Here is a 22,689-nt window from a genome sequence, read left to right on the forward strand (position 1 = left end):
GCTCGTGGCGAGATTACCTCCAACTATGGCGACCTGGCCGCTCGTCGTACGACGGTTCCTGGCAGGACGCTGTCGGCATGAGCACACGTGACGACGAGATCGCGGACTTCTCCCGCCAACTCATCGAGGTCGACGGGGTGGTGAAGACGGTGTACGTCGCGGGGTCCGGGCCGGCCGTGGTCGTGATGCCGGAGATGCCCGGCATCAGCCCGGACGTCCTTCGGTTGGCGCGGTGGGTCCAGGATGCCGGCTTCACCGTCTACGTCCCGTCGCTCTTCGGGATCGACGGCGCCTATCCCACGGCCGACGGTGGTTCGGAGGTTGTTCGTCGCGCCTGCGTCAGTGCGGAGTTCCGCGCGTTCGCCGGGGGTGGGACAAGCCCGGTCACCGTCTGGCTGCGTGGCCTCGCCCGGCAGGCACATGCCGAGTGCGGCGGTCCGGGCGTTGGCGCGATCGGTCTGTGCTTCACCGGCAACTTCGCCCTCACGATGGCGCTCGAGCCGGAAGTGATCGCGCCGGTGGTCAACCACCCGTCCCTGCCGCTGGACGACCCGGCCGGACTCGAGCTGAGCGACGAGGACGCACGTGCGATCCGGGACCGTGTCGACCGGGATGGGCTGAGCGTTCTGGCGTACAGGTTCGACAATGACCGCTGGTGCACCGGCCAACGCTTCGCGGCGTACCGTGCACTCCTCGGCGACGCCTTCGACGGTCGCGTCCTTCCTGGCGGCTGCGCGAAGACCGACCCGCCGCCGTTCTTCCGCGAGGTCGTCGAGACACCCCACAGCGTGGTGACCGCTCATCTCGTCGACGAGGACGGACACCCGACCGTCGAGGCCAGAGACGAGATCCTCGGCTACCTGACCAATCGCTTGTTGCCGGCCGACTGAATGCGGCTGACTGTCACAGCGTCTCGGCCTCGATCGTCTGCGATGTCATGGAACCCTTCACACCCAGGCACACCACCCACCACCCAGGTGGCCGCCGAGTCGTGGATCCTCGCGCCGAAATCACGCAACACCCGAACCAAATCCACGACTCGACGATCGGTTGACCGGGCGGGGCGGCCGCGAGCACTCGACGACGGGAGCGCGCGGAGCGGATGCGTGGGGAGAATTCCTACGTGAACAGGTAGATGCCGAGTGCGGCGACGGCGATCACGATGAGGATGGCCAGTAGCTGGGCTCGGGCCGACGATTGGCGGCGGTGGGGCAGGAAGTCTCCGGTCATGCTTCCAGGCTGCCGGGAGAAACCGCCCCACCCATCGGTCGTCGGGACGGTTCTGGCGCGACGTCAGTAGGCCCAGGGACGCAGCCGGCTCCTACCAGAGGATGAGATGGTTGCCGTAGGCCCCTGAATGACTACCGTGCGAAGTATTCGGCCTGGACTTTCTTGGGTACGACCATGGCCCAGGCGTCCAGGATCAGTTCGCGGAGTTCGTCGTACTCGAGAGCTTCGAGGCGGACGTGAATCCAGCGGAAGCGCTCTTCGGACGGGCGGGGGCGGAGGAACTTGTCGGGTGCGGCGGCCAGCGCGGCCTCGCGTTCCTCGCGGGGGAACGCGATCCCGATCGTCTGTTCGTCCGGCGCGACCGCCAGGTAGACGATCTGCCCGACCCGGTACTTGATCGAGTCCCGCACCAGCACCTCGTAGCTGCGCGGCAGGTCCGCCGTCACCGCCCGGATGTCGTCCAGTCCCACCATGAGCCCTCCAGAAACCGCAGTCGTGAGAACCGACGTTACCGAGGAAAGCTTTCACCGGGCTTTCAGTCCTTCCGGGATCAGGCTGTGGACGGCGGCACGTGATCGTCGGCCGGGCCGGTCGGGAGTCGCCGGGTCTGGATGAGGTGCTGTGCGACGTCGCGCAACTTGGTGTGGGTGTCCTGGGAGTAGCGCTTCAGGACCTCGAACGCGCGATCGCCGTCCAGTCCGTATCGTTCCATCAGGATGCCCATCGCCTGACCGACCAGTTTCCGGGCGTCGACCGCCTGGGCCAGGTTCTCCTGACGGCGCGCCGTCGCCACAGCCACCGAGGCATGCCGAGCGAGAATATGGGCGACGGCGACGTCGTCGGCACTGAACGCGTTCGGCAGCGCGGCGTAGACGCTGAGGATCCCCGCGCCCCGGCCACCGAGCAGCATCGGAACGTGGATCACACTGCGCAGGCCGAGGCTGGTGAGTACTTCGCTCCACCGCGGCCAGCGCGGATCGGTCATCACGTCCCGGACGTGCAGCGGGCTGCCCGCCGCGGCTGCGGCCAGCATCGCTCCCTCGCCGGTTTCCACCTGATGCCGGTAGATCGTCTCGACGACCGGATCGGTCACGGCCGCAACCTCGAAGCGCCCGCCCCGGCGGCTCAGGACCAGTCCGGCGGCGTCGCCCCCGACTGCCTGCACGGCGGATCGGACGACGGACTCGACGGTCTCGTCGACATGTTCCGCGTCGTGGAGGCTCAGCGCGAGTTGCGCGAATTCCACGGCCTGCGAGTAGTCCGGTGGGCCGTGCTGCACGGTCCCCTCCCAAGAATCGCGCCAACCCCCATCGCGCCAGCGACACCTCGAGTATGCCTCGCTGTCCACCGTTTCCACTACGAATACCGGTCGGCGTACGGTGGTCTGATGCCTGCTGTGGTGAGTGGTGTCGAAGGGGCTGAGGTGGTGTTCCGCCTCGGCGACCCTTCGCATGCGTTCACCGGGGTGAAGCTGTGGCAAGAGCTCGGGCTGGCGGCCGAACTGCTCGAATTCAAACAGGTGGACCACGGCTGGGAGCTGCGGTTGCCCCGGCCGTCGGTGCGCCGGATGGAGTACCTGTTCGACATCGCCGACCTGGGGATGAGGATCGACCCGACCAACCCGCGCGTCGTCGGCGGGGCGTTCGGGGAACACTCCTGGCTTCCACTGCCCGGGTACGTCGAGCCCGCGTGGATCACCGTCCCACCGAGCGCGTCGGCGCTGACTCCGCTCGGTGTGGAAACCCCGGTCGGCGAGGTCGACGTTCACGTCTGGGCGCCGGAAGGCATCGCACCGACGTTCGAGCTGCCGCTGCTCCTGTCCCATGACGGTCCCGAGTTCGCGAAATACGCCGGTCTGACTCACTACGCCGGCGCGATGGTCGCCGGGTCCACGGTGCCGCCGTTCCGGCTCGCGTTGATCCGGCCGACCACCCGCAACCTCTGGTACGCCGCGAATCCGCAGTACGCCGAGGCCCTGACGCAGTACGTGCTGCCCGCGATCGAGACGCAGTACTGCAGCCGGCGGCCCGTGCTGATGGGCGCGAGCCTGGGTGCGCTGGCCGCCTTGTTCGCGGAATGGCACCATCCGGGCACTTTCGACGGGCTGTTCCTGCAGTCGGGGTCGTTCTTCACCGCCGACACGGATCCGCAGGAGTCCCGGTTCGAGTTCTACGCCGAGGTCACCGGGTTCGTCGCGCAGGTGCTGACGGCAACCACGCCGCCGAGTACGCCGCTGATCGGGATGACCGCGGGGACGACGGAGGAGAATGTCCACAACAACCGGGTGATGGCCGCGAAGCTGGCCGAGCTCGGGCTGGAGGTGAGGTTCGACGAAACGCCGGACATGCACAACTTCACAGCATGGCGTGATGTGCTGGATCCTGAGCTGACGGAGCTACTGCAACGGTGCTGGGGTGGGGCAGATGGAGCGGGAGCAGGTCGAGTTGGAGGCGCCGGGGCTTGACCGGCGGGGCACGCTGATCCGGTACGGCCATTTCGGCCGCCCGGTGCTGGTGTTCCCGAGCGAGCAGGGCCGCGCCTGGGACTACGAGAACAACGGCATGGTCGACGCGGTCGCGGACCTGATCGAGGCCGGCCGGGTGAAGCTGTACTGCGTCGATTCCTTCGACCACGTCAGCTGGTCGGATCGCAGCATCCAGCTCGAGGACCGGGCCCGGCGGCACGGGTTCTACGAGTCCTGGATCCTTGAGCAGGTGGTCCCGGCGATCGGCGCGGACTCCCCCGGCACCGCCGACATCATCACCACCGGCTGCAGCCTGGGCGCGTTCCATGCGCTCAACTTCGCGTTCAAACGGGCCGATCTGTTCCCGATCGCGATCTGCCAGTCCGGCAACTACGACGCGGCCGGCTGGCACGCGTGGGGTGAGCGCGGCGAGGCGACGTACTTCAACAACCCGGCCGACTACCTGCCGAATCTGGACGGTGACCACCTGGAGTGGTTGCGCACCCGGATCTTCATCCTGCTCACGGTCGGTCAGGGCGACTGGGAGACGAACCCGACCGGGTCGTTGCCGTCCGCCCGCGCGACCGCCGCCGTACTGAAGGCCAAGGGCATCCCGCATGAGCTCGACCTGTGGGGGTACGACGTAGCCCACGACTGGCCCTGGTGGCGCAAGCAACTCGCCCACCACCTGCCCCGATTCTGTTAGGAGACCGATCCCGTTCCCTTCTTCCTTCCTTCCCTTTCCCGACACCGACCTGTAGGAGATTCAGTGGCTGATCGTTCACGGCATTTGATCGGGTTGTTGCTCGGGGCTGAAGAGGATTGGCCGCGGGCGTTCGAGGCGCTGCTGCAGCGGGTCGGGCCGGTCACCATCGACGGGACCGAGCACGAGTTCGGGTCCCGCCGGTTGACCATCGAGCCGTTCGACCTGAACGACCCGGTCCGGGTCGGGCTGGTGATCGACCGGCTCGCGTACTGGTACTACCACCCGCGCGAGTGGCTGAAGAAGGCCGCGCTGATGAACGGCACCTATCTGCTGAACTCGCCGTTCACGTTCCAGTCGATGGAGAAGCATTCGGCGTACTGCGCGATGCTCCGGCTCGGGCTGAAGATCCCACGGACCGTGCTGGTGCCGTACAAGAACCCGGTCGACAACGTGCGCTGGGCGTACACCTCGGCGCAGTACAACAAGGCGTTCGACCTGGACGCCATCGCCGAGGACCTCGGCTATCCGCTGTACATGAAGCCGTTCGACGGCGGCGGCTGGCGGGGCGTGTCCCGGATCAACGACAAGGTCGATCTGCATCGCGCGTACGACCAGTCGGGCGAGATGCTGATGCACCTGCAGGCGACGATCGAGTACGACAAGTTCGCCCGGGCGCTGTCGATCGGCGCCGAGACGATGGTGATGGATTTCCGCCCCGACGAGCCGATGCACAACCGGTACGCCGTCTCGCACGACTTCCTGAACCCGTCCGCCGGGCACGAGGCGGTGGCGATCAGCCGGATCGTGAACGCCTTCTTCGGCTGGGAGTTCAACTCCTGCGAGATGCTGGTGAAGGGCGACTCGGTCCACCCGATCGACTACGCCAACGCCTGCCCGGACGTCGCGGTCACCTCGCTGCACTACTACTTCCCGTGGGCGATCAGCGCGCTGGTCAAGTGGTCGGTGTTCTCACTCGCGACCGGCCGGCGCAGCGCGATCGACCTGCAGACCGAGCGGTACTTCGCGATCGCAGACGACGAATCGCTCGACTACAACGCGAAAATCGAGGCCTATCTGGCCCTGGCCGACGAGCACTTCGAGACCACGAAGTACCACGAGTGGTGCGCCGAGCACCTCGCCGACTTCGACGCCCGCGTCCGCGATTGGGTCGCCGGCCCCGACTTCGACCGCCTCCTGACATCGACCGTCGCCACCACCTACCCCGAGCGCGAGCAGGACCAGTTCATGGCCCATTTCCGGGGCTTGACCAGCCTCTGGCTCTCCGACCAGGCCGGCTAAGCCTCGATTCACCGATGATCTGGGTGGGGTGAGCGTGGCGTAACGGACGGATGCCCTTGCGGGCTGGGAGATTGGGACTTGTCTAGGGTTCCAGATCACCGAGCGCGAAGGGCATCCGTCAGATGCAACTGTCTCACAGGCCACGGTCGGTGTCGGCGAGGTTCGATGATCCGAATCTGGTGTCGTCGGGTGGGCTGGTGCCGGCGATGGCGCTGGCGGAGTCGGTGGGTCTGCGTGAGCTGGGTGATCAGCGGTTGAGTGTGCCGACGGACAAGGGCGCGAACGCGGGTCTGAAGGTCTGCTCGCTGGTCGCGGGGATGGTGGCCGGTGCGGACTCGATCGACGACATGGCGTTGCTTCGGCATGGCGGGATGCGGAGGGTGTTCGGGAGTGTTTATGCGCCGTCGACGCTGGGGTCGTTCCTGCGGACGTTCACCTTCGGCCATGTCCGCCAGCTCGACGCGGTCGCTTCCCGGTTCCTGGCCGCGCTGGCCGATCGGGCGCCGCTGGTCGGTCAGCCCGCACGCGGAACAGAGGGGGAGCATGTGTTGGTCGATGTCGATGACACGATCATCGAGGTGCACGGATACGCCAAGCAGGGTGCGGGGTTCGGCTACTCCGGTGTCCGTGGGCTGAACGCGCTGCTGGCCACCGTCACCACCAGCGGCGCCCAGGGATCCGGCACTGCGCCGGTGATCGTGGCGCAGCGGCTGCGGAAGGGATCGGTCGGCTCGCCGCGCGGCGCCAAGCGCCTGATCACCGACGCGCTGAAGACCGTGCGCGGACTGCATGGACTGTCGTCCGGCAAGCCGCTGGTGCGGGCCGACTCGGCGTTCTACGGCCGCGGCCTGGTGCTGGCCGCGGTCCGTGCCGGTGCCGAGGTCTCGGTCACCGTCCGCCTCGACAAACGGGTCAAGGCCGCGATCGCCGCCATCGCAGACGACGCGGATGCATGGACTCCGATCGAATACACCGACGCGATCTTCGACGAGCAGACCGGTCAATGGGTCTCCCGCGCGGAGGTCGCCGAAATCCCGTTCACCGCGTTCGCGTCCCGCCGCAAAGCCGACCGGGTGCCAGGCCGGCTGGTGGTCCGCCGGATCCCCGACCTCAACACCAAGAGAAGGCGGCCGGACAGGACACCTTGTTCGACATCTGGCGGTTCCACGCCTTCTTCACCACAACCGGCACCGACGCGATGGACACCGTGACCGCCGACAAGACCCACCGCGGTCACGCGATCATCGAACAAGTCAACGCCGACCTGAAGAACTCAGCGCTCGCTCACCTGCCGTCCGGGGTGTTCACCGCGAACGCCGCCTGGCTGGTGCTCGCGGTGATGGCGTTCAACCTCACCCGTGCCGCCGCGACCCTGGCCGGCGGTGAACTGGCCAGAGCAACCACCGCCACGATCAGACGCAAACTCGTCAACGTCGCCGCCCGGATCGCATCATCAGCCCGCCGCATCACCCTCCACCTGCCGCTCGGCTGGCCCTGGCAGCCCCACTGGACCACGCTGTTCGATCGAGTCTGCGGGCCACCAGCCACCGCCAACTCCTGACCACCACGCCGACCACGGCACCAACCGCACGCCCCAGTGGAACACCCCCGCAGCGAGGCGGGACACCCCACCACGCCCACACAGCCCAGCATCAAGCCGATCCGGAATCAGCGCCCCACGCCAAGTCGATCGGTGGATCGAGGCTAAGCGGTCTGGTCGGCTAACCGGTCTGGTCGGCTTCGAGGGCGGCAAGGATCGCCTGGAGTGCGGTGACCCGGTGCGGCGGGATCGCGAAGGTGCCGCGCGTGGGGGTGTGCAGCCAGCCTTCCGCGGTCAGGTGGCGGAGGTGGTGGTAGATCTGACCGCTGGTGCCAAGACCGTCGACCTGACTCAGAGCGCTGACGGTCGCTCGGCCGCGCACGATCTCGCGCAGCAAGGTCAGCCGGACGGAATTGCCCAGCGCCGCGAGTGCCGGCGCGACATCTGACCAGTCATTCCATGCCCGGAGCTCGCTGAGCGCCCGGGTCGCTTCGGCCTGCCCGGCCGAGGTCCGCCGCCTGGCTCCACCCCGCGCGTCCGCTGCGGATTCCAGTGCGGCGATCCGCCGTTCCAGCTCCGCGAGCCGGTTATCCACAGCCATATCCACATTGTGGATAGTACGTAGGTACGTAGTTCTTGCAAAGCCTGCACGTGAGGTACATCGCTTCCCGGTAGCGCTGAGCCGCCTAGGCTGGGCGGGTGCGAGACAGCGACGTACCGGCGTGGTGGCGGCGGCTGGGGCTGGACGGGCTGGTCGATGTGCACGTCCACTTCCTGCCGGACCAGGTGATGAACGCGGTCTGGGCGTACTTCGACCAGGCGCCGCAGCACTACGGCACCGAGTGGCCGGTCACCTACCGGACCTCGGTCGAGGAGCGGCTGAAAACCCTGGAAACGTTGGGGGTTCGGGCCTTCCCCGCGCTGGTGTATCCGCATAAGGCGGGTATGGCCGCGTGGCTCAATGCGTGGGCCCGGGACTTTGCCGCGGCGACGCCCGGATGTGTGCCGAGCGGGACCTTCTATCTCGAGCCGGATGCCGCGGACTATGTGCGCGAGGCGCTCGAACTGGGGACGCGGATCTTCAAGGTCCACGTCCAGGTGGGTGACTACGATCCGCGCGAGGACGAACTGGACGACGTGTGGGGTCAGCTCGCGGAGGCCGGAGTACCGGTGGTTGTGCACTGTGGATCCGGCCCGATCCCCGGCCGGCATACGGGTCCCGGACCATTCGGCGACGTACTGCGGAAGCACCCGCGCCTGACCGCGATCATCGCCCACCTCGGCATGCCCGAGTACGCCGAGCACCTGGCCCTCACGTCGTACCCGAACGTCCACCTGGACACGACGATGGCTCTCACGCCCTTCACCGAGTCCCTCATGCCGTTCCCCCGGGAGCTCACGCCCCGCCTGGCCGACCTCCAGGACCGCATCGTCCTCGGCACGGACTTCCCCAACATCCCCTACGAGTACGCCGTCCAACTCTCCGCGCTGGAGTCGTTGGATCTCGGCGACGACTGGCTACGCGCCGTCTGCTGGGACAACGGCGCCCGCCTACTCGGCCTGTCCTACTGAGCAGAATCAGTCGGTGAGGCTCAGATCACTTTGTGGTTCGGCTCGGGCAGATACATAATGAGGTTATGCAGATACATAACCCCATTATGTATCGTGAGGGCTCCGGCATGGAGCTCCTCGTGGTGCTCGAACAGCTCGTGCAGCTCGTTCGCCCCGTCGGAGGCTTGAGCAGCGCCGCTTCGTCCACGCTGAGCCGCCTCGGGCGTGCGGGACCACAGCGAATGACGGAGCTGGCGCAAGCCCAACGCATCTCCCAACCCGGCATGACCCAACTGGTCACCCGGATGGAACGTGAGGGCCTGGTACGGCGTACGACCAGCACCAGCGATCGACGCGGCGTACTCGTGGAGGCGACCGAGGCCGGACTGGACCTCTGGACACGCATGCGAGCCGAACGCGCCGACGTCCTGCAGGAGCTCCTCGACCGGCTCGACCCGCAGGACCAGACCACCATCTCCGCCGCCCTCCCCGTCCTCACTCAGCTCGTCGAATCGGCGTACGACGACGACCAGCCGACCACATCGGCGACCCCACGTTAGGAAGTGCCATCCATGGCTTCACCCCACGGGACGACCTCCACCCCGTTCAAACAACCACGGGCGGTCTGGGCCGTCGCGTTCGCCTGCGTCATCTCGTTCATGGGCATCGGTCTGGTCGACCCGATCCTGCCCGCGTTGGCCTCCAGCCTGCAGGCCACCCCGAGCCAGGTGTCGCTGCTGTTCACCAGCTACCTGGTCGTGACCGCGGTCGCGATGCTCGTGGTCGGCTGGTTCTCCAGCCGCTTCGGCGCCAAGCGGACCCTGATCGTCGGACTGGCCCTCATCGTGGTGTTCGCCGCACTGGCCGGTTCGTCCGGCTCGATCGGTGGCATCGTCGGCTTCCGGGCCGGCTGGGGCCTGGGCAACGCCCTGTTCATCTCCACCAGCCTCGCGGTCATCGTGGCCTCGGCCAGCGGCGGCTTCGCCGGCGCGATCATCCTGTACGAGACCGCGCTCGGCCTCGGGATCGCGGTCGGCCCGCTGCTCGGCGGCGAGCTGGGCAGCATCAGTTGGCGTGGGCCGTTCTTCGGCGTAGCGGTGCTGATGGCCATCGCGCTGGTGGCCACCGCCGTGTTCGTGCCATCACTTCCGAAGCCCGACCACAAGACATCGCTCGCGGCGCCGCTCAAGGCACTTCGCCATCGGGGCCTGCTGACGATGGGACTGATGGCGCTGCTGTACAACTGGGGCTTCTTCACGATGCTCGGCTATGCGCCGTACCCGATGGAGCTCGACGCCCACCGGCTCGGCCTCGTGTTCACCGGCTGGGGACTACTGGTCGCCGCCTTCTCGGTGTTCGTCGCCCCACGCCTGCAGGCGAGATTCGGTACGGCGCCGGTGCTGTACGTCAACCTGTTCGCGCTCGGCATCGTGATGGCCGCCATCGCGGCGGGTGTCCACACACCGACCGTGGTCATCGTCGCGGTCATCGTCAGTGGCGCGTTCATCGGCATCAACAACACGCTGACCACGCAGGCGGTCATGCTCGTCTCCCCGGTCGAGCGGCCGGTCGCCTCGTCGGCGTACGGCTTCGTCCGGTTCATCGGCGGCGGCCTGGCACCGTTCGCCGCCGGAAAGCTTGCCGACGCCACCAACCTCAGCGTCCCGTTCTATCTCGGCGGCCTTGCCTTCCTGCTCGCCATCGCCGTACTCGCCACCGGCCATCGGCTGGTCAGCGCGGCGGAGCAGAACCCGGCCGAGGGGACCCCGGTGCTGCCGTCGCTGCAGCGGATCGGAGACGCTCCTTCAGCGGAGTACCGGCCGGTCATCGTTGCCGTCGCCGCCACTGAGGACGCGGCCGCGGTCGTCGATGCTGCCGCCCTCCTCGCTCGCAACGCCGGCACCACGCTGGAGGTCGTCCACGTCCGCGAGACCGCTGTCGTCGAGGAAGTCGCCCTCGATTCCGAGGATGTCGAGCAGGCCCACGCGGCCGTCGTCGCTCACCTCGACCGGCTTGCCGCACACAACATCGCCGCGACCGGGCAGGTGCTCACCAGCGTCGGCGACCATGCCGCCGCCGGCCGCGCGCTGGCCCGCTATGCCACCGACGTCGGCGCCCGCGTCATCGCACTCGGCCGGTCGCCGCGCGGACCAGTCGCACAGTTCGGCGACGGCAGCATCACCTCCGCCGTGACCCACGCCGCAACCTGCACAGTGATCCTGCTGGAGCCCGACAAAGATCCGGACACACTGACGGCATCCAGGCTGCGAGAGCTGAGAGACAGAGCCGCCTAGGCTTCAGCGCCGCTCCCGCGGCCGGGTGAGGACGTAGGCGGTGGGAGTGGCGCCGTTATATCTGAGCAGACGTTGGCGGGCCAGCTTGAGGCCCCTCTGGTGCTCGATCGCCTTGTGGAGCAGGCGTTTGTCCTCAGTGAGGAGTACGGCGCGACCGTCGGTGGTGAGGACTCGATCGATCTCGGACAGAGCGGCTGGGTAGAGGGTGCGGTTGGCGTGGTGGGTGCCGACCAGCTTGCCGAACGGGAGGTTGGTGATGATCCGATCGACGGCGCCGGCGGCGTACGGGAGGGCTTCTGCTGTCGCCTGTGCGAGGCCACCTAGCTGTTGTCGATTGTGGTCCGCGATCGCGAGTGCCCGCGGGTCGCGGTCGGTCCCGAGGACGCGGCCGCTTGGTTGCCGGCGGAGTGCGGCGAGAAGGATGGTACCCGTGCCGCAGAACGGGTCGACGATGCGTTGCCCCGGCTGGAGTTTCGCCAAGCGCACAAGGACTTCCGCGACGAGCGGGGTGGTTGACCACGGCAACCGTTCCAGCCGCCCGAAGCGCCGCATCCACGACAGTGGACCGATCTCCGCGATCCAGCCGTCTGCGGTTCGGGTGAGGTTGACGTCCCAACTACCAGGCTGATTGACCCAGGCGAGCTCGCGCTCGATCGCGGTGATCACGGGGTACCTGAGTCCCGGATCGTCGCAGCCGACTCGGAAGCCGATGGGGGTCGGCAGGGTTGCGAGTACGCCGGTCTGCCCCGACTGCTCGAGTGGGCGCAGGAAGCCGTCGTGGAGGGCGATCGCCATCGTGGAGTAGAGAGAACAAGCAGCGATCTCGCTCAGCCGGCCGTCGACCGTGCATTCGACGGAGTCGTTGGACAGCTGATGGATCGAGTGGACCGACGGCAGCGAGCGAAGCTCCTCCATGAGGAGATCCGCGGCGCCATCGAGAGTGCGGAGTACGAGACGGTCGGTGACATTCTGATCGAGGCCGGGCGTGATGACGCGCCCCGGCGAGTAAATGCCGGACATGCGGAAGCTCCTGGAGAGTCGCGATCGACAGAACAGTCGAAGCGCGGCGCACGCACATCACGGCAACTCGAAGAGACGGCACGACAGACAAGTCGATGCCGGACTGCCACACCGTGGCGCGCGCCTTCAGAAACGCATCATCACTAGGACCCTAAGCGATCGCACTCGCTCCGATCATCTGCTTTTCAGTAGAATTCCGGAGTGGTCAACGGAGCGCGCGTGCATACGACCGAACAGTTGCTCAGCATCCTCGACCAGGTCGTGGCGGCGAGCGCCCGTGGAGACCGATCACAGTCGTCGGCGGCCGAGTTCTGGACCGAGATGCTGACGAGACCGGGCCACCCGCTCGCCACACAACTGCCGGACGAACCGCTGGTCGACTGGCGCGAGCGCGGGTTGCTCGGGGACCTGGACGGCGCCCGAGTACTCGACATCGGCTGCGGGTCTGGCCGCAACAGCAGATGGTTCGCCGAGCAGGGCGCGACGGTCGAAGGCATCGACCTCGCCGCGCCGCTCCTCGAATCCGTCCGGACCGGCATGCCCGACTCGGTGAACCTCACCGCGACGGACGTCCTACGAGATCCCCTGCCGGCCGGGCAGTACGACGTTGTGTACGACTCCGGCTGCTTTCACCACATCGCCCCGCACCGGCGGATCACCTACCTCGACCGCGTGCTGCCTACTGTGCGCGAGGGCGGACGGTTCGGCATCGTGACGTTCGCCGCCGAACGCATGGAGACTCCAGCCGACCTGGACATCGTGATGAGCGGAGACACCTACGGTGGCATGGCCTTCTCCCTGGACGACCTCCGAACCGTCTTCACCGCCCTCGAACCCGTCGAACTCCGCGCCGTGCACCCCGGCCGCAGCGGCGCCTTCGGACCCGACTTCCTCAACGCGGCCCTCTTCAGCAACACTCGAGGCGTACGGACCAACAGGTAGTACACCGACGAGACGGTGTACACGCCAAGCTCTCCACGCGTAGGTGCACTACCCCACGACCCAACACCTCCTGTCCTTACGCACCACCTAAGGCCAGGAGGTCATGAACTCACCGGCCTCCGCGACATGCCAGACGTGGCCGTCCGGGTCGGCGAAGGCGCCGTCGTAGCCCCAGTCCTGCTCGCCCGACGGCCGGACGATCTCCGCGCCGGTCCGCTCTGCGCGCGCCAGCAGGTCGTCCACGTCGGCCCGCGTCGGCAGGCTGAGCGACACGGCGCACTCGCTCCGCCCGGCCGTGGCCTGCTTCCGTCCGCTGAGCACCCAGCCGAAACCAACCTTCGGGATCAGCATGACCCGGACGCGGTCGCCGAGGGTGAGGCGCAGCGGCTCAGGTACGCCGTCGCGGTCCGGCTCACCGGGCGTGGTGAATCCGAGCCCGGACCGGTAGAACTCGTAGGACCTCCGGCGGTCCGCGATCGGCAGGGCAATGGTCACGATGGTCGGCTCGACCTGCATGTGGAGTCTCCTTTTCCGCTTGTCCTTCACCAACCCGACGAACGAGGGTGCCCGAGACCGACACGGACCTTCGAACCAACACCTGGAAGACCCATTGCTGGCCGCATTCCAACGTTGTACTGTCGTGCCGACCCCACAGAAACCACGTCACGGGAGTGCTCATGACTCAACCTCGTGCGGAGTACCCGCGCCCGCAGTTCGTTCGTCCGGAGTGGGTGAATCTGAACGGCGAGTGGCAGTTCGAGATCGACCGGTCGGACTCCGGTCTCGAGCGCGGGGTCCGGGAGCGAGAGCTCGCGCAGCGGATCACCGTGCCGTTCGCGCCGGAGACGAAGTTGTCCGGGATCGAGGACGTCGACTTCATGGAGGCCGTCTGGTACCGGACGACCGTCACGATCCCGGCCGACTGGTCCGGCAAGGACGCCGTACTGCACTTCCAGGCGGTGGACCACGACGCGACCGTGTGGGTGAACGACGTCGAGGTGGTGCGGCACCGCGGTGGGTTCACGCCGTTCAGCGCCAACCTCGGCCAGGTCGCCAAGCCCGGCGAGGAGGCAACCATTGTCGTCCGCGCGCGGGACAGCCGGTACGGCGCGCAGGCCCGCGGCAAGCAGTCGACGAAGTACTTCAACCACGGCTGCCACTACACCCGGACGACCGGGATCTGGCAGACCGTCTGGCTCGAGGCGGTGCCGACCGTGCACCTGGGCCGCCCGCGGATCACCCCGGACGTGGCCGGCTCCAGCTTCCACCTCGCCGTACCGGTGTCGGCGAACAAGCCGGGCTGGAAGGTCCGCGCGATCCTGAAGGACGCCGACGGCGAGGTCACCACCCAGGAGATCCGCGCCGATCTCGACTTCGCGCCGCGGCTGACGCTGCAGGTCCCGGCGGATCGCGTCCGGCTCTGGGACACCACCGATCCGCACCTGTACGACGTCCGCCTCGAGCTGATCGATGCCGACGGCAACGTTGTGGACGGCGCGGACAGCTACGCCGGACTGCGGTCGGTGTCGATCAACGGCCAGGCGATCCTGATCAACGGCAAGCACGTGTTCCAGCGGCTGGTGCTCGACCAGGGGTACTGGCCCGAGAGCTTGATGACGGCGCCTTCTGACGAGGCGCTGGTCGCGGACATCGAGCTCGGCCTGGCGGCCGGGTTCAACGGCGCGCGGCTGCACCAGAAGGTGTTCGAGGAGCGGTTCCTGTACCACGCGGACCGGCTCGGCTACCTGGTCTGGGGCGAGTTCGGCGACTGGGGCGAGAACCTTGCCGACGGCACCCAGGAGGACAACCAGCAGCCGACGGCGTCGTACGTGGCGCAGTGGCTGGAGGCGGTCGAGCGCGACTACAGCCACCCGTCGATCATCGGCTGGTGCCCGCTGAACGAGACGCACCAGTTCCTGCACGACCGGATCACCCAGCTGGACGACGTCACCCGGGCGATGTTCCTGGCCACGAAGGCGGCCGACACGACCCGGCCGGTGCTCGACGCGTCCGGGTACTCGCACCGCGTGCCCGAGACCGACGTCTGGGACTCGCACAACTACGAGCAGGACCCGGCCGAGTTCGCCCGGCAAATGGCCGGCCTCGCGGACGGAGCGCCGTACGGGAACACGGGCGGGCACGAGCAGCGGCCGATCTCCCAGCCGTACGCCGGTCAGCCGTACTTCTGCAGTGAGTTCGGCGGCATCTGGTGGAACCCGGAGGAGGCTGCGAAGTCGGCCGGTGACAACCGCACCGACTCCTGGGGCTACGGCCAGCGGGTCGTCGACGAGGAGGCGTTCTACGCGCGCTTCACCGGTCTGGTCGACGCGCTGCTCGACGATCCGCTGATGTTCGGCTACTGCTACACGCAGCTGACCGACGTGTTCCAGGAAGAGAACGGCATCTACCGCTTCGACCGCAGCGACAAGCTGGACGTGCCGCGGATCAAGACCGTGCAGACCCGCCCGGCGGCTTACGAGAAGGACTGAAGTCCGAGGCTTCCCACCGCGACCAGGGCCCACAGGATCGCTCCGAGCAGGAGCGGCCGGGGCCCTGCGTCGCGTAGTTCGCGCGGCCGCAGCGACAGGCCGATCGCAACCAGGGCCGAGGTGATGAGGCACGTGCCGATCAGGCTGAGCGTCGGGAGCCACCCGTCCGGCACGAGCCCGGCCGAACGCAGGCCTGCCGCGGCGACGAAGCCGATCAGGAACATCGGCACGAGCCGGCGCCACGGGAGACGTGTCCGCGGGCGGTCCGGGTTCTCGCGGTCGGCGGTCCGCGCGTCACGGCGGGACTTGAGCACGACCAGGGTCAGGACGATCGGGACGAGCATCAGTGACCGGGTCAGCTTCACCACGAGGGCCTGGTCGCCGGCGTCGGCGCTGTAGGCGTAGCCGGCGGCGACTACCGATGAGGTGTCGTTGATCGCGGTGCCCGCCCACAGGCCGAAGGCTTCCGGGCTGAGGCCCATGAGGTGGCCGAGGGGCGGGAAGGCCAGGACGGCGACCACGTTGAAGGTGAAGATCGTCGCGAGTGCGTAGGCGACGGATGATCGTTTGGCGCCGATGGCGGCGGTCGCTGCGGCGATCGCGGAGCCGCCGCAGATCGCCGTACCGACTCCGATCAGGGTCTGGGTGTCGCCGCGTACGCCGAGCAAGCGGCCGAAGAGCCACGCGCCGCCTAGTGCAATGGCCAGTGTGCCGAGCATGACGGGGAGCGAGGAGGCGCCGACATGTGCCACTTGCTGGAGGGACAGGCCGGTGCCGAGTACGACGATCGAGACCTGGAGCAGGTTCTTCGCGGCGAAGTCGTATCCCGGTCGGCACCGCTCAGCCCGCAAGGCCGGGATCACGAGACCGCCCAGCACCCCGAGCACGATCCCGAACACCGGTCCGCCGACCACCGGTACGAGTCGCCCGAGCGGAACGGCGATGGCGGTGAGAAGCAGCACGACGACCAAGCCGGGCAACCGCGACACGGCGGAGCCGACGCGACCGTGAAGACGAAGTGGCCCCGAGGAGCCGGGATCGGCGTGGAGGGCGGCGCTGAGGCGGGCGCGGCGCGAGACGGGGGCATCCGGGGTGTGCGGTGGCCTAATCTCGACCTGCACCATCGGACTGGTTCCTCCTCGCTGAAAATGTACGCACATTTAAGCTAGGAGATGACCGGACATTTGGCAAGCCGACTCCCGGGAGGCAGGACCCTGATGATCCAGCGCAGGCTCGACCGCACCGGCGGCCAGCCGCTGTGGAAGCAGCTGCAGCAGGACCTCGTGCGGCGGCTGCGGTCCGGGGAGTTCGACGACACGTTCCCCGGTGAGCTCGCGCTCGTCGAGGACTACCAGGTCAGCCGGCACACGGTCCGGCAGGCGCTCGGGAAGCTTCGCGCGGACGGCCTGATCGTGGCCGAACGCGGCCGTCAGCCCCGGGTCGCGACCACGCCCGAGATCCGCCAGCCGATGGGTGCGCTGTACAGCCTGTTCTCCTCGGTCGAGGCGTCCGGCCTGACCCAGCACAGCATCGTCCGCGCCCTCGACATCCGGGCCGACGGCGTCATCGCGAGCCGCCTCGACCTGGAGGCGTCGAGCCCACTGCTCTACCTGGAGCGACTCCGCTTCGCCGGCGACGAGCCCTTGGCGCTCGACCGCGTCTGGCTGCCTGCGTCCCTGGCCGAACCACTCCTCGACGCCGACTTCACCCACACCAGCCTCTACAACGAGCTGGCCACCCGCATCGGCGTACGGCTGGACCACGGCCGCGAGGACATCCGCGCCGTCGTACCCACCCCGGCCGAGCGCGCCGTACTCCGCTGCCCACCCGAGGCGGCCGCGTTCTCCATCAACCGCCAGGGCACGTCACAGAGCCGTCCGGTCGAATGGCGTCACACCCTCGTCCGCGGCGACCGCTTCGCCCTGTCCGCCGAGTTCTCCGAGAACCTCGGCTATCGCCTCACTCCGGCAGCGGTGCAGCACCAGGCCTGAACGGATCATCCGCCGGCAGCCAGGCGCCCTCCGGCCCAAGGTCAACGGCAACGTCGCGGCTCAACGCCTCGACCGCCGCCCTGACGGCCGGCCGGGTCTCGCCACGCCGCCACACCAGCGCCCACGTCCAGATCGGCACCGGTTCGACCACCGGACGCCGGACGAGACCACGGGGCAGCGGCGTCGCGTCCCGCTTCGGCGAGCTGACCACCGGCCGGCCCAATCGACGTACCTGATCGAAGAACGCAGACCCAGTGATCCCGTGGTCGTCGATGCGCACCACCGACGCCCCGGTCGCGCGGGCGAACTCGACGGCGTACAGGTTCCACGACGCCCACGTCGCGGTGTCGGCATCCACGAGTACGACGGTGTCCCGCGCGCGAACCGCGGTCTCGTCAGCACCCGGCGAGACCGCGAACAGCCGGTCCGCGCCGATCAACCGCCCGTCCAGCTCCTGCTCGGCGAGGTCGGTCGCTCGCACCCAGCAGATCGCCAGATCGATGCTGCCATCGGCAACCCGCCCGGCCTGAGTGTGCGAAGGCATCACCCAGGCGTCGACCTGCAACTGCGCGACCCCGGAGACTCGCTCGGCCAGATCGGCCGGCCGCCAGCTGACGTACCCGAGTCGCACAGGTTCGGTCGTCGCGAACCCGGCCGCGGTGCGGCGAAGGTCGTCGGCCTGATCGAGCAAGGCCCGCGTCTGCGGCAGCAGTGTCTCGCCGAACGCGGTCAGCGCGACGGTACGGCGATCGCGCTCGAACAACCGGACCCCGAGATCACGCTCCAGCGCCTTGATCTGCTGGGACAGCGAGGGCCCGGCGATGTGCAACCGGGCGGCGGCGCGACCGAAGTTCAGCTCCTCGGCGACCGCGACGAAGTACCGCAACTGCCGCAGCTCCACCCGCTGATCGTAGTAGGCCGAGCCTCTCAGCAGGGAGGAAACCGGTCGTGGAAAACGACACATGGTTCGACAACGATCGAAGTACAACCTCGAGAAAGAGAGAACCATGAGTTCCCAGAAAGTCGCCGTCGTCACCGGTGCGTCCCAGGGCATCGGCGCGGCACTCGTCACGGCGTACCGCAAGCTCGGCTACGCCGTGGTCGCCAACTCCCGCACGATCACGCCCGCCGACGACCCGCTGGTGCTGACCGTGCCGGGCGACGTCGCCGAGGCCGGTGTCGGGACCCGGATCGTCGAGGCCGGGCTGGAGTCGTTCGGCCGGATCGACACGGTCGTCAACAACGCCGGCGTGTTCGTCGCCAAGCCGTTCACCGAGTACACCGACGCCGACTACGACCACGTGGCCGGCGTGAACCTGCGCGGCTTCTTCGATCTGACCCGGCGAGCGATCGCCGCGATGGTCGAGCAGGGCGGCGGACACATCGTCACCATCACCACCACCTTCGCCGACCACGCCTTCAGCAGCGTGCCGTCCGCACTCGCATCGCTGACCAAGGGCGGACTCAACTCGGTCACCAAGTCCCTGGCGACCGAGTACGCCGCTCGCGGCATCCGCGTCAACGCGGTCGCGCCGGGTGTCATCCGTACGCCGATGCACCCGGAAGAGACGCACGAATTCCTGGCCGCCCTGCATCCGGTCGGCCGGCTCGGTGAGATCGACGAGGTCGTCGACGCGGTCACCTACCTGGAGACCGCAGCCTTCGTCACCGGCGAGATCCTCCACGTCGACGGCGGCCAGCAGGCAGGCCACTGATTCCGATGAGCGATCTCGACATCCTGCACAGCGTTCTCGACCAGTGGAAGGACGCCATCATCGAGCACGATCCGAAGCGGGTCGCGTCGCACTTCACCGAGGACGCTATCTTCCAGGGTCTGCACCCGTACGGCGTGGGCCGGGAGGCCGTGGCCGAGTACTACGACTCACAGCCGCTCGGGCTGTCGCCGTCGTACCGGATCCTCGAGCACCGGCGACTGAGCGAGGACCTGATCCTCGGGTACGTCGCCGTGGACTTCGCGTTCACCGACCGGCCGGCACTGTCCGTCTACCTGAGCGTCGTACTGCGGCGGACCGGCGAAACCTGGCTGATCGACCATTATCAGGTTTCCCGGCTATAGTTGGTGAGGCCAACGTTGGCACAACCAATGAAAGAGGAATCGGGATGACTGAGACGACCGACCGGTGGGAGATCCAGGATCTGTTCACGCGACTGGCGCGGGTTCTGGACGAAGGGACGCCGGAGGACATCGGGCAGGTGTACACGAAGGACGTGCTGGTGCGGTCTCCGCGTGCCGGCGAACTGCAGGGCATCGACGCGGTGATCGAGTTCCTGCGCGGTTCGGCGGTCGAGGGCGAACTGGCCCAGCACTTCCACAGCGACATCCTCGTCAGCATCGACGGGGACCGGGCGGAGGTGTCAGCCAACCAGTTGACCTTCCTCTATCGCGAGGGCGAGGCGCCGCACCAGCAGGCTGGGCTGCGGCTGAAGTACGCGGCCGTCCGGACCGACGAGGGCTGGCGGTTCGCGGAGGCGAAGATCAGCCGGGCGTGGGTGCAGCAGGGCTGATACTGAGGTCATGACGGTCAAAGAGCTGCGGTTGGTCGTGACAGCGGACGACTACGACGAGGCGGTGGCGTTCTACCGGGACGTGCTCGGCCTGGCCGAACGCGAGTCGTACGAGTCGGAGGACGGCCGGGTGACGATTCTCGAGGTCGAGCGGGCGACGCTCGAGATCGCGGATCCGAACCAGGCCGACTTCATCGACCGGGTCGAGGTCGGCCGGCGGGTGGCCGGGAAGTACCGGGTCGCCTTCGAGGTCGACGACTCGGCGGAGACCACCAGGACGCTGGCCGCGGCGGGCGCCACGGTGATCGCGGAGCCGACCCGCACACCGTGGAACTCGCTGAACGCCCGGCTGGAGGCGCCGGGCGGACTGCAGCTGACCCTGTTCACCGAACTTGACCTCAAGTGAACTGGAGGTGTTGAGGTGGGCGTCATGTGGCAGATCGAAGAACTTGACCTGGACGCCTACCTCAACCGGGTCGGGCATCCCAAGGTGGCGGCGTCGGCGGAGAGCCTCCGCAGCCTGCACCGCGCCCACGTGCTGGCGATCCCGTTCGAGAACATCGACGTGATCCTCGGCACGCACCCCGGCATCGGCCTGGACGCGATCCAGACCAAGCTCGTCGGCCGGCAACGCGGCGGCTATTGCTACGAACACGCTCTGCTGTTCGGCGCGGCTCTCGAGCGGCTCGGCTTCACGGTGGATCGCCGAGTAGCGCGCGTACAACCGCACAAGTCCGGACCGCGAACCCACGCACTCCTCAAGGTGGGTGTCGACGGGCAGGAATTCCTCGCCGATGTCGGGTTCGGCGCCGGCCAGCTCTATCCAACTCCGCTGAAGGACGGCGTTGTCGTCGACCAGGGCGGTTGGGACCACCGCCTCACCTTCGACGGCGACGTGTGGACGCTGGCGAAGAAGACCGCGGACGGCTGGATCCCGCAGCACGCGTCGAACGACGAGCCGGTGCGGCCGATCGACTACCAGGTCTACCACCACTACGTCTCGACCCACCCGGACTCCCCGTTCACCGGACGGCCGGTGGTGATGCGCGTTGCCGACGGCATCGTCCGTCGCCTGGTCGGTGACGACCTTGCGACGGAGTACGCCGACGGCCGCACCACGCACCGCGCCGTACCGGCGGACGAACTTCCCGAGGTGCTGGCCGGCCTGGACGTCGTCCTCAGCGACGAAGAAGTCGATCGGCTTCGGCTGCTCTAGGCGTCTCGGTGCGGAACGACTCACCGAGCTCGCCGCCGAGGCCGAAGTAGTGCCGGAAGTTGTAGATCAACGGCGACCACGCGCCCGGATCGACGTACGACGTCCCCGGTACGACGATCCGGTGGTCGGCGTGCACCCGGAGCACCTTGGCCTGGATGATCAGGAAGTTGCCGTCAGCATCGAACTGTACGTCGGCAGCGGTTGCCTCGAACTGCAACGGGCATTCGGCGACGCGGGGTGGGCCGACCAGCTCGGAGTCGACCGGAGTCAGGCCGGCCGCGGCGAACTTCTCGCGCTCGAAGCGGAACCGGGCACGCTTGTGCTCCGGCACCGGGTTGCGGCCGGTCAGTCCGGCGATCCGTTCGACCGCCTGCCACTGGTCCGGCGACGGGAAGTTGATCACCAGTTCCGGCCGCTGTCGCAGGTTGCCGGCGGTCTGGCCGGAGGCGCCGACGCCGAGGACGACGACATCCCCGAGTGACCACGCCGAGGACATCGGGGCGAGGTTGAAGGTCTCGTCGTCGTTGACTGTGCTCAGCAGCGCGACCGGCGTACCGACGTACAGGATGGACGGTTCGATGGTCAGATGCGTCATGGGTCCGACGCTAGGCGGCGGTCAGTTAGGCCGGGACCGAACTGTCGGAGCGGCATGATGGAGGCATGAGCACGCAGACGGAAGGACAGGAGCTGGCAACCTGGGCCCGGATGCTCGCCGACGCCACCCGGGCGACGGTCTGCCTCGCGTTGCTCGACGGACGTGCGTGGACCGCGACAGAACTGGCCCGGCTCGCGAAGGTCTCGCGGCCGACGATCAGCGAACATCTCAACCTGCTCGTCGACGGCGGACTGCTGAGCGAGGTCCGGCAGGGACGGCACCGGTACGTGAAGCTCGCCGGCCCGGATACGGCCGAGTTGATCGAGGGACTCGCGGCGCTCGCGCCACGTCGTACCGAGGTCGCGAACAGCTTGTCCGCGGTCAGCAAACGGGACGCGTTCGCGCGGGCGCGGACCTGTTACGACCACCTGGCCGGCAAGCTCGGCGTCGCGCTCGCGGATGCGATGACCGAGCGTGGGCTGCTCGACTGGTCGGACGGGATCACGCTGACGCCGGAGGGCTTTGCCTGGCTGGACGATCTCGGCATCGTGCTCGAAGGGCGCCACGGCCGGCCCGCCGTACGGTCGTGCCTCGACGTGACCGAACGCCGGCCGCACATCGCCGGCGCGGTCGGTGCGGCCCTGTGCAGTCATGCACTGCGCGAGGGCTGGGTCACCCACATCCCGGGCGGACGGGCGCTGAAGGTGACCGGATCGGTGCGTGAGTTCGGTCTCGGCGTCGGCGTGATCCGCGAACTACAGCCTTGAGAACAGCGTGAGAAACACGCGGCGGGGGAGGCGCCTGGCGCCGAAACCACTTAGCCTTC

At 68.0% G+C, this 22,689-nt stretch carries 24 protein-coding genes and 1 pseudogene; 17 read left to right on the forward strand and 8 right to left on the reverse strand.

Translation table 11 applies throughout. The features are described from left to right. Positions 1-77: 77 nt before the first annotated feature. A complete protein-coding gene (locus tag OG817_RS32920; RefSeq protein ID WP_406048593.1) occupies positions 78-890 on the forward strand; it encodes a dienelactone hydrolase family protein in 813 nt (270 codons plus the stop codon). Between the two features lie 471 nt (positions 891-1,361). On the opposite strand, the gene OG817_RS32925 is transcribed toward OG817_RS32920, so the two are convergent. Then, positions 1,362-1,703, reverse strand: coding sequence for an MmcQ/YjbR family DNA-binding protein (locus tag OG817_RS32925; protein WP_406048594.1), 342 nt, complete (start codon positions 1,701-1,703; stop codon positions 1,362-1,364). A 77-nt stretch (positions 1,704-1,780) separates the two neighbouring features. Beyond that, positions 1,781-2,509, reverse strand: a complete 729-nt coding sequence (locus OG817_RS32930) for a GAF and ANTAR domain-containing protein (protein ID WP_406048595.1) — start codon at positions 2,507-2,509, stop codon at positions 1,781-1,783. A 108-nt stretch (positions 2,510-2,617) separates the two neighbouring features. Here OG817_RS32930 and OG817_RS32935 point away from each other — a divergent pair, with 108 nt between their 5' ends. The 4 genes and pseudogenes from OG817_RS32935 to OG817_RS32950 all read left to right on the forward strand — a co-directional run bounded on the left by OG817_RS32935 (position 2,618) and on the right by OG817_RS32950 (position 7,260). Next, a complete protein-coding gene (locus OG817_RS32935) occupies positions 2,618-3,694 on the forward strand; it encodes an alpha/beta hydrolase (protein ID WP_406048597.1) in 1,077 nt (358 codons plus the stop codon). Continuing rightward, positions 3,654-4,400 carry an esterase family protein gene (locus tag OG817_RS32940; protein ID WP_396391389.1) on the forward strand — a complete coding sequence of 249 codons (747 nt, stop codon included), beginning with the start codon at positions 3,654-3,656 and terminating at the stop codon, positions 4,398-4,400. The genes OG817_RS32935 and OG817_RS32940 overlap by 41 nt, the downstream gene beginning before the upstream one ends. A 63-nt stretch (positions 4,401-4,463) precedes the next feature. After that, the gene (locus tag OG817_RS32945) at positions 4,464-5,699 is read left to right on the forward strand and encodes a RimK family alpha-L-glutamate ligase (protein WP_406048599.1); all 1,236 of its coding nucleotides are present in this window, start codon (positions 4,464-4,466) and stop codon (positions 5,697-5,699) included. A gap of 122 nt (positions 5,700-5,821) precedes the next feature. After that, positions 5,822-7,260, forward strand: a pseudogene (locus OG817_RS32950) (IS1380 family transposase). A gap of 160 nt (positions 7,261-7,420) precedes the next feature. Here OG817_RS32950 and OG817_RS32955 read toward each other — a convergent pair. Next, positions 7,421-7,840: an ArsR family transcriptional regulator gene (locus tag OG817_RS32955; RefSeq protein ID WP_406048600.1), complete on the reverse strand. Its 420-nt coding sequence runs from the start codon at positions 7,838-7,840 to the stop codon at positions 7,421-7,423. Positions 7,841-7,938: 98 nt separating this feature from the next. Here OG817_RS32955 and OG817_RS32960 point away from each other — a divergent pair, with 98 nt between their 5' ends. The 3 genes from OG817_RS32960 (at position 7,939) to OG817_RS32970 (ending at position 11,084) form a co-directional block, all read left to right on the forward strand. After that, positions 7,939-8,811 carry an amidohydrolase family protein gene (locus OG817_RS32960; protein ID WP_406048602.1) on the forward strand — a complete coding sequence of 291 codons (873 nt, stop codon included), beginning with the start codon at positions 7,939-7,941 and terminating at the stop codon, positions 8,809-8,811. Positions 8,812-8,918: 107 nt separating this feature from the next. Then, positions 8,919-9,350 (forward strand): MarR family winged helix-turn-helix transcriptional regulator, encoded by a 432-nt coding sequence (locus tag OG817_RS32965; RefSeq protein ID WP_406048604.1) that lies wholly within the window; start codon positions 8,919-8,921, stop codon positions 9,348-9,350. A gap of 12 nt (positions 9,351-9,362) precedes the next feature. Continuing rightward, positions 9,363-11,084 (forward strand): MFS transporter, encoded by a 1,722-nt coding sequence (locus OG817_RS32970; RefSeq protein ID WP_406048605.1) that lies wholly within the window; start codon positions 9,363-9,365, stop codon positions 11,082-11,084. 3 nt (positions 11,085-11,087) lie between these two features. On the opposite strand, the gene OG817_RS32975 is transcribed toward OG817_RS32970, so the two are convergent. Then, positions 11,088-12,104 (reverse strand): TRM11 family SAM-dependent methyltransferase, encoded by a 1,017-nt coding sequence (locus tag OG817_RS32975; protein ID WP_406048606.1) that lies wholly within the window; start codon positions 12,102-12,104, stop codon positions 11,088-11,090. A gap of 219 nt (positions 12,105-12,323) precedes the next feature. Here OG817_RS32975 and OG817_RS32980 point away from each other — a divergent pair, with 219 nt between their 5' ends. Then, entirely contained in the window at positions 12,324-13,046 is a 723-nt protein-coding gene (locus OG817_RS32980; RefSeq protein ID WP_406048608.1) for an SAM-dependent methyltransferase, read from the forward strand. A gap of 87 nt (positions 13,047-13,133) precedes the next feature. Here OG817_RS32980 and OG817_RS32985 read toward each other — a convergent pair whose 3' ends face one another. Then, the gene (locus tag OG817_RS32985; RefSeq protein WP_406048609.1) at positions 13,134-13,562 is read right to left on the reverse strand and encodes a VOC family protein; all 429 of its coding nucleotides are present in this window, start codon (positions 13,560-13,562) and stop codon (positions 13,134-13,136) included. 161 nt (positions 13,563-13,723) lie between these two features. Here OG817_RS32985 and OG817_RS32990 point away from each other — a divergent pair, with 161 nt between their 5' ends. Next, positions 13,724-15,535, forward strand: coding sequence for a glycoside hydrolase family 2 protein (locus OG817_RS32990; protein WP_406048611.1), 1,812 nt, complete (start codon positions 13,724-13,726; stop codon positions 15,533-15,535). Here the strand turns inward: OG817_RS32990 and OG817_RS32995 are convergent. Continuing rightward, the gene (locus OG817_RS32995) at positions 15,520-16,524 is read right to left on the reverse strand and encodes a YeiH family protein (RefSeq protein WP_396391379.1); all 1,005 of its coding nucleotides are present in this window, start codon (positions 16,522-16,524) and stop codon (positions 15,520-15,522) included. The two genes, OG817_RS32990 and OG817_RS32995, sit on opposite strands and share 16 nt — an antisense overlap. Before the next feature lie 228 nt (positions 16,525-16,752). On the opposite strand from OG817_RS32995, the gene OG817_RS33000 reads away from it, so the two are divergent. After that, positions 16,753-17,526: a GntR family transcriptional regulator gene (locus OG817_RS33000; protein ID WP_360443138.1), complete on the forward strand. Its 774-nt coding sequence runs from the start codon at positions 16,753-16,755 to the stop codon at positions 17,524-17,526. Here the strand turns inward: OG817_RS33000 and OG817_RS33005 are convergent. Beyond that, a complete protein-coding gene (locus OG817_RS33005; protein ID WP_406048614.1) occupies positions 17,495-18,427 on the reverse strand; it encodes a LysR family transcriptional regulator in 933 nt (310 codons plus the stop codon). The two genes, OG817_RS33000 and OG817_RS33005, sit on opposite strands and share 32 nt — an antisense overlap. A gap of 106 nt (positions 18,428-18,533) precedes the next feature. On the opposite strand from OG817_RS33005, the gene OG817_RS33010 reads away from it, so the two are divergent. From OG817_RS33010 to OG817_RS33030, 5 genes are read left to right on the forward strand one after another with little or no spacing between them, the layout of a single operon-like run. Then, positions 18,534-19,241, forward strand: a complete 708-nt coding sequence (locus tag OG817_RS33010) for an SDR family NAD(P)-dependent oxidoreductase (protein ID WP_406048616.1) — start codon at positions 18,534-18,536, stop codon at positions 19,239-19,241. A gap of 5 nt (positions 19,242-19,246) precedes the next feature. Continuing rightward, on the forward strand, positions 19,247-19,603 hold the full coding sequence (locus OG817_RS33015) for a YybH family protein (RefSeq protein ID WP_406048618.1): 357 nt from the start codon (positions 19,247-19,249) through the stop codon (positions 19,601-19,603). Between the two features lie 44 nt (positions 19,604-19,647). Continuing rightward, complete coding sequence (locus tag OG817_RS33020) at positions 19,648-20,052, forward strand: nuclear transport factor 2 family protein (protein ID WP_406048619.1); 405 nt, start codon at positions 19,648-19,650, stop codon at positions 20,050-20,052. A 10-nt stretch (positions 20,053-20,062) separates the two neighbouring features. Beyond that, positions 20,063-20,458: a VOC family protein gene (locus tag OG817_RS33025; protein ID WP_396391372.1), complete on the forward strand. Its 396-nt coding sequence runs from the start codon at positions 20,063-20,065 to the stop codon at positions 20,456-20,458. Positions 20,459-20,482: 24 nt separating this feature from the next. Then, complete coding sequence (locus OG817_RS33030) at positions 20,483-21,268, forward strand: arylamine N-acetyltransferase (protein WP_406048620.1); 786 nt, start codon at positions 20,483-20,485, stop codon at positions 21,266-21,268. On the opposite strand, the gene OG817_RS33035 is transcribed toward OG817_RS33030, so the two are convergent. Then, entirely contained in the window at positions 21,231-21,863 is a 633-nt protein-coding gene (locus OG817_RS33035) for a flavin reductase family protein (RefSeq protein WP_406048622.1), read from the reverse strand. The two genes, OG817_RS33030 and OG817_RS33035, sit on opposite strands and share 38 nt — an antisense overlap. A gap of 65 nt (positions 21,864-21,928) precedes the next feature. Between OG817_RS33035 and OG817_RS33040 the strand changes: the two genes are divergently transcribed. After that, positions 21,929-22,630, forward strand: coding sequence for an ArsR/SmtB family transcription factor (locus tag OG817_RS33040; RefSeq protein WP_406048623.1), 702 nt, complete (start codon positions 21,929-21,931; stop codon positions 22,628-22,630). The last annotated feature ends 59 nt before the right edge of the window (positions 22,631-22,689 follow it).

This window comes from Kribbella sp. NBC_00889 (assembly GCF_045207705.1).
GTDB lineage: Bacteria > Actinomycetota > Actinomycetes > Propionibacteriales > Kribbellaceae > Kribbella.

Excerpts from the sequence above, each read along its gene's own strand:
- OG817_RS32920 (WP_406048593.1), top strand. The coding sequence starts at position 78 with ATGAGCACACGTGACGACGAGATCGCGGACTTCTCCCGCCAACTCATC.
- OG817_RS32925 (WP_406048594.1), bottom strand. The coding sequence starts at position 1,703 with ATGGTGGGACTGGACGACATCCGGGCGGTGACGGCGGACCTGCCGCGC.
- OG817_RS32935 (WP_406048597.1), top strand. The coding sequence starts at position 2,618 with ATGCCTGCTGTGGTGAGTGGTGTCGAAGGGGCTGAGGTGGTGTTCCGC.
- OG817_RS32940 (WP_396391389.1), top strand. The coding sequence starts at position 3,654 with ATGGAGCGGGAGCAGGTCGAGTTGGAGGCGCCGGGGCTTGACCGGCGG.
- OG817_RS32955 (WP_406048600.1), bottom strand. The coding sequence starts at position 7,840 with ATGGCTGTGGATAACCGGCTCGCGGAGCTGGAACGGCGGATCGCCGCA.
- OG817_RS32965 (WP_406048604.1), top strand. The coding sequence starts at position 8,919 with ATGGAGCTCCTCGTGGTGCTCGAACAGCTCGTGCAGCTCGTTCGCCCC.
- OG817_RS32970 (WP_406048605.1), top strand. The coding sequence starts at position 9,363 with ATGGCTTCACCCCACGGGACGACCTCCACCCCGTTCAAACAACCACGG.
- OG817_RS32975 (WP_406048606.1), bottom strand. The coding sequence starts at position 12,104 with ATGTCCGGCATTTACTCGCCGGGGCGCGTCATCACGCCCGGCCTCGAT.
- OG817_RS32985 (WP_406048609.1), bottom strand. The coding sequence starts at position 13,562 with ATGCAGGTCGAGCCGACCATCGTGACCATTGCCCTGCCGATCGCGGAC.
- OG817_RS32990 (WP_406048611.1), top strand. The coding sequence starts at position 13,724 with ATGACTCAACCTCGTGCGGAGTACCCGCGCCCGCAGTTCGTTCGTCCG.
- OG817_RS33000 (WP_360443138.1), top strand. The coding sequence starts at position 16,753 with ATGATCCAGCGCAGGCTCGACCGCACCGGCGGCCAGCCGCTGTGGAAG.
- OG817_RS33010 (WP_406048616.1), top strand. The coding sequence starts at position 18,534 with ATGAGTTCCCAGAAAGTCGCCGTCGTCACCGGTGCGTCCCAGGGCATC.
- OG817_RS33015 (WP_406048618.1), top strand. The coding sequence starts at position 19,247 with ATGAGCGATCTCGACATCCTGCACAGCGTTCTCGACCAGTGGAAGGAC.
- OG817_RS33020 (WP_406048619.1), top strand. The coding sequence starts at position 19,648 with ATGACTGAGACGACCGACCGGTGGGAGATCCAGGATCTGTTCACGCGA.
- OG817_RS33025 (WP_396391372.1), top strand. The coding sequence starts at position 20,063 with ATGACGGTCAAAGAGCTGCGGTTGGTCGTGACAGCGGACGACTACGAC.
- OG817_RS33030 (WP_406048620.1), top strand. The coding sequence starts at position 20,483 with ATGTGGCAGATCGAAGAACTTGACCTGGACGCCTACCTCAACCGGGTC.
- OG817_RS33035 (WP_406048622.1), bottom strand. The coding sequence starts at position 21,863 with ATGACGCATCTGACCATCGAACCGTCCATCCTGTACGTCGGTACGCCG.
- OG817_RS33040 (WP_406048623.1), top strand. The coding sequence starts at position 21,929 with ATGAGCACGCAGACGGAAGGACAGGAGCTGGCAACCTGGGCCCGGATG.